The sequence below is a fragment of the Butyricicoccus sp. genome, from assembly GCF_050872565.1.
GTDB lineage: Bacteria > Bacillota > Clostridia > Oscillospirales > Butyricicoccaceae > Butyricicoccus_A.
This window is the reverse complement of sequence record NZ_JBNMHC010000407.1, coordinates 1-1,825: the sequence shown is the minus strand read 5'-3', so window position 1 is coordinate 1,825 and position 1,825 is coordinate 1. Positions and strand designations below refer to the sequence as shown.

General features: G+C 50.4%; 1 protein-coding gene. It reads left to right on the top strand.

Annotated features, from left to right (window positions below; translation table 11 throughout):
* The first annotated feature begins 66 nt into the window (after positions 1-66).
* Positions 67-1,809, top strand: a complete 1,743-nt coding sequence (locus ACR0P9_RS11920; protein WP_432620431.1) for an AMP-binding protein — start codon at positions 67-69, stop codon at positions 1,807-1,809.
* The last annotated feature ends 16 nt before the right edge of the window (positions 1,810-1,825 follow it).

Sequence of the window (1,825 nt, the reverse complement as noted above, 5' to 3'; positions counted from 1 at the left end):
TTTGCAGTATCAGGAAGCTCCAACTGTACAAAGCATGAAGGAAATGACAAGGAGATTTTTTTACCGATGAACGAAAACAAAACCACACGAACGGGCATCCCAAGCATTGACCGCCCATGGATGCAGTATTATCCACCAGCGTTAATTGAAAATCTGCATATTCCGGAGCAGACAATAGGCGAGTATTTAAGAGAACACTGTCCAGGAGAGGATGTTGTCGCCATTCATTATTATGGTAATGACATCACTTGGAAGCAGCTGTTTGAGCAAGTTGATCTGACGGCACGCGGCTTGAAAGCTTTGGGTCTTGGCGAAGGCGATGCCATTCCGACCTTCCTGCGCGCTGTACCGGAGTTTATCTATCTGCTGCTGGCTGCGGAAAAGATCGGCGCATCTGTTCTCTGCCGTGACAACACATTGGAAGAGAATGTAGAGGCCGTACGCCGCTCTGGTGCGAATGTTATCTTCGCACAGGATTATCTCTCCCAGAGAGAATTAAACGCATATCGCCACGGCTCAGAGGCACAGATCGCTGTTCTGCTGTCTCCGTATCGCAGTGCGAAATATGCAGCTATGCCGGAACACATTCAGAAGTATATCGATGAACAGTATCCGGACAAGCCGGCATATGGCGGCAGAACCATGTCTTGGGACTGGGTTCTTGAGATGGGCAAGAATTATACCGGAGAAGTAGAAGCTCCGCGCGACATTAACCGTCCGCTGTTCCGCGCTTATACCAGTGGTTCGACTGGTCCGTCCAAGCAGGTCATTCATTCGGCACATACCATGATTGGCAACCTGCATCAGATGAACTTCTATGGTGCTTCGGATGAATTCCGTCCGACTTGGCTGATGACACAGCTGCCGCCGAGCCTGGTTGCTGTTGTTGTAGCGATGGTACTGTTGCCGCTGGCATCCAACAAGCTGCTGATTCTGGATCCGTTCTGCGCACCGGAAGATGTAGACCTTGAGATGATGCGCTATCGTCCGAACTGCTGGCCGCTGATTCCGATGTTCATTGAAACCATTATGCGCAACGGCCGCATTCCGGATGATTATGACATGTCTCACCTGATGTCTACCGGTGCTGGCTGTGAGGCATTCAACAACAACCAGATGAAGCGTGCACAGAAGTTTCTGCATGACCACAACAGTAAGGCACAGTTTACCAGTGGTTACGGATGCAGCGAAGGCGGTTCTAACCTGACGCTGCCGATGTCTTCGTATCCGCTTGGCAATGGCAACGTCGGTATTCCAATGCCGCTCTCTATCATGTCTGTATTTAGACCGGGCACGCATGAAGAGTTGGGCTACAACGAGATGGGTGAAATCTGTGTTGCCAGCCCTGGTAACATGATTGGTTACGATACGCCGAAGGCAACAGCACGCGCCCTGCAAAAGCATGACGATGGTCGTGTTTGGCTGCACACCGGCGATATTGGCTATATGAATGAGGACGGTGTGATTTATACGCTGACTCGCGGCAGTGCACCGCGCTTCGGCTTCCCGGGTAAGGAACTGGCAACCCTGCCGATGGAAAACCGTCTGGCAGATGCAGAGATTGAAGGCATTAAGGACGAGTTTTTCGTTATTATTCCGGATGTTGAGCACAACCATCACTTCCTGCCGTATCTGTACGTTGTACTGGAAGACGGCTATACGGTAGAAGATGTGCAGGATGACATTGATGCTTGCTTGGATGATTATATGAAGCCGATGGATATTTTCCAGCTTCCGGAGCGTCCGTTCTTCCACTTCAAGACCAACCGAATTGGACTGACACATGATCTGATCCATTCGGATTTATAATTGGCTCTTCGACGGC